A 3,204-nucleotide genomic window follows, 5' to 3' on the forward strand; every position below is an offset into this window, starting at 1 on the left:
GTGCTACAGCCAAGGTAACAGTACCCGGCTATGCCTCGTTGGTGGAAGGCGCCGAAAAGATTGCGGCAAGCCTCTTGGAGAGGCAAAGAGAATTGATGAACGCTGAGCCAGCCTTCAGATCTGCCCTTGAGGCGGCTAGAGATGCGGTCTCCGCTCGCAAGCCGACAGGTCCGATCCGGCCGATCCTCTTCATCATTGACGAACTAGACCGCTGCCGACCCGACTACGCGATTCAAACGCTTGAGCGAATCAAACACCACTTTGATGTGCCAGGAATAATATTCATAGTTGCAACGGACCACGGAAATCTCCCTGCTGCCGTGCAAACTGTTTACGGAGCTCACGTAAATGGGGAGGAGTACCTTCGAAAGTTCTTTGACTTTGAATACCACCTTTCCCCCGCATCACGTGATGCGGTAACGAAATACTTACTCAGCAGTGCCGGACTTGGCTTAGAGAGTAAGAGCACCTTAGAAGAAATCGTTGGACACCCTTCGGCCTTTGACATCAAGCAACTCAATGAAGAACAGGTCGAAGAGCTCGATAGAATTGAGTATGGCTCCTTCTTCACCGCGATGTCTTCAGCCTTTCAACTCTCCCCTCGCGATCAGATTAGAGCATTCACTTTGATATATGCGTTCTATATAACGCGTCCGAAGTCGTTCGTCACAATCCCGCTCCTTGATTGCTTTATCGCATGCCTTAGATTCGGATCACCGCAAAATTACATCCAACTGTCGTCGACAGGTGTAATTTCTATCCCTAGCGCCCATTCCATTTCCAGCGGCCCTAAAAATGATCTCAACTGCCTGATTGCTCAAAACTATAACGAAGTCCTGGATATGTTTGTTGGAAACCGAGCCAATCAGAGAAATGCACTCCATACAGTGGGAAAGAAGGTCAGAGAATCCAGCGCAGGCGCAAACCTTAGCGTGCTCGCAGCAGCCACCTCATTGGCCAGGTGCAATCAGTTACGAGGCTTTGATTCCTCTGCCTATATCGAGTCTGTGATTCGCCTGAGCAGGTCTTTGAACAGGGATGAGGAGGTTGGCTAACTCAGCTAACTTCAAGCGCGCCAACGGCCGCTTGATTCCAGCGCATCATTGAATCGCGCAGCAGCGGCGATGCTCGCTGCTTCCAAGCGCCGTGCCTGTTGCTGCTGCTCACGGGTTGGCAGCAGGCCGGGCAGCGGCGGCTCCGGCTGGATCGGCGTGCTGTCGGTCAGTCGGGCGACCGCCTCACGCAGAGGCAGGTCGGGATACAGCCGGACTGCACACCAGCGCTCGGCGTACCGCTTCGACTGTCGAACATTGGCCGCGCGCACTTCCTTCACCTGCCACATCTTCTGGCCTTCCATCCATAGCCGGACCCCTGGACCGCCATCGGGCGTGACGCTGGCCGTCTCCCGGCCGTTGTACCAGAGCGCCCAGCGCTCACCGGTCTGGACCCAGCCAGAGGGGATCGGGGCGGTTCGGAAGCCTTGGTAGCCGTGCGAGGGAAGCATGGCCGGAAGGATACGACTGGACGTCTCAACCGCTGCGATTCGATCAACTATCAGCCTTAACCGCTCAGACTGGCCCGCGCGACTGTTCTCGCATCGCGCAGTAAGGCTTCACCTACAGCAGCGCTGGTGGTTTCCGGCCAGGCGCAGGCTTCATCAGAAAAGCAGATTCCTAAAGCGCTCAATTGGCGTCGCGACTACAACTCCCGCCTTCTGAGATGCACCCCAAACTATGCCCGTCAGCCTCGCATCTTCCGGACTCCAAGTATTCCCGGCGTTTGTGACTTCGAGGTATCGCGTATTCCAAAGTGCTGAGCCGCTCATTCCATGGGGGAGTGGCAGTTCCCCCGTTTGAGCAGTCAGTGGTACTGCTTCTGTCGGGCTGAGTGACATGCAGATATGCATCGCCGGATCAGCTCTAGACTCCTCGTCAAGGACATCTTGGACAAACTCGACCTCATGTAGGAACACTCCAGTTCCTTGGATGTAATGTTGTTCAAAGCAGGCCTTAGCGTCGCTTCCAGGGAATCCGTAGAAGTAAAGATACTCGCCTTCTACAGGGCAATGCTGGGTGGCGATCATGCTTTCCGGAATGCACACACCCTTATGCTCAACAACGTCCCACGAGCTAGCCAATGAGGCGATAGCGAAGTCCATAGGTAGCGGCTTAAGTAAAAAATCCCTCTCTACAGAAACGCCACCTTCCGAGCCGTAACAGCTATAGGCAAGCTTACCTTTGGACTGAAAGTTTGCCACATGCTCGCATGTGCAAATATGAGGCTGACCATCCATATCGATGAGCCACCCGGTGCCGTGGTGGTCGCCAGGCGGCTTCCGGCTGTCTCCAGGGGGAATTGAGATGATGGCGACAGTGAACTGCTCAACAAGCTCCCCCATCTCATTGACCAGAAATTCGGGGGGGGGGAAGTTCTTTTCCATAAAAACTCCTCAGCGATCAACAAATTTTGAAGCCTGCCTAACCACGTCACAAGCCCTCAGTCGAATCTGGGCATGCCACTAATTTACCGTGCACTGGTTCGCGGGCCGCCCCTTGGACAGGGTCCGATCTTAGGGTGACCAGATCAAGCGAACAAGGCTGCGTGTGGCCCGCTCCATCTGCTTGCGGGGCGCATGCTTCGCGAATGCCCGCCTCGAGTTGTGAGGCTTCCTACGGGCGGCACGGGAAACGCGACGACAGCGCAGCGGCGAACGGCTGGAGAACGGTTCCTAAAGGGTTGCAGCAACGCGTACTTGTTTCGCCATGCCCGTCCGACCACCTATACGGCGTAGGCCGCGCTAGGAGACAAACAGCCAGTAGACGCGGCACCCTCCTTTGAGGTCCTCCACCCGAACCTTCCGCGAGCTGGTCTCCAGCACCTGCACTAGCGGCGTCTCGGCTCGCTCGGCTGCACTCCAAGCCACCTGCCCGGTGAGCGCCGCCAAGTACGCAGATGCAGCAGTCACCATTGGTTCTTCCTTTTGGCGTTCTTCGGACAGCGCGCGCAAGCGCGCGTGGATGCCGCTGGACGGCGCTGGATGCCTCGCAGGGCTTAAATCAAGCAAATCAAGAGTTTTGCGGACGTCTCTGGACTTCGCTGGACGTCAATGTGGTGGGCCCACCAGGATTCGAACCTGGAACCAAGGGATTATGAGGCCTCTATAGGGCTTCCACGCGCTTCCACAGGCGTCCCAGTTTTAAGCTA

Annotated in this window: 3 protein-coding genes; 1 reads left to right on the forward strand and 2 read right to left on the reverse strand. The window is 56.1% G+C overall.

The genetic code is table 11. The features are described 5' to 3' along the window. A partial coding sequence (locus ACZ60W_RS37130; RefSeq protein ID WP_469759820.1) for a KAP family P-loop NTPase fold protein occupies nt 1-1,055 on the forward strand: 1,055 nt, incomplete at its 5' end. An 11-nt stretch (nt 1,056-1,066) separates the two neighbouring features. On the opposite strand, the gene ACZ60W_RS37135 is transcribed toward ACZ60W_RS37130, so the two are convergent. Both ACZ60W_RS37135 and ACZ60W_RS37140 read right to left on the reverse strand, forming a co-directional pair. After that, the gene (locus ACZ60W_RS37135; RefSeq protein WP_049436909.1) at nt 1,067-1,504 is read right to left on the reverse strand and encodes a hypothetical protein; all 438 of its coding nucleotides are present in this window, start codon (nt 1,502-1,504) and stop codon (nt 1,067-1,069) included. 153 nt (nt 1,505-1,657) lie between these two features. Then, nucleotides 1,658-2,440, reverse strand: a complete 783-nt coding sequence (locus tag ACZ60W_RS37140; protein WP_457326847.1) for a hypothetical protein — start codon at nt 2,438-2,440, stop codon at nt 1,658-1,660. Nucleotides 2,441-3,204 lie beyond the last annotated feature (764 nt).

This window comes from Streptomyces sp. NPDC104202 (assembly GCF_055584185.1).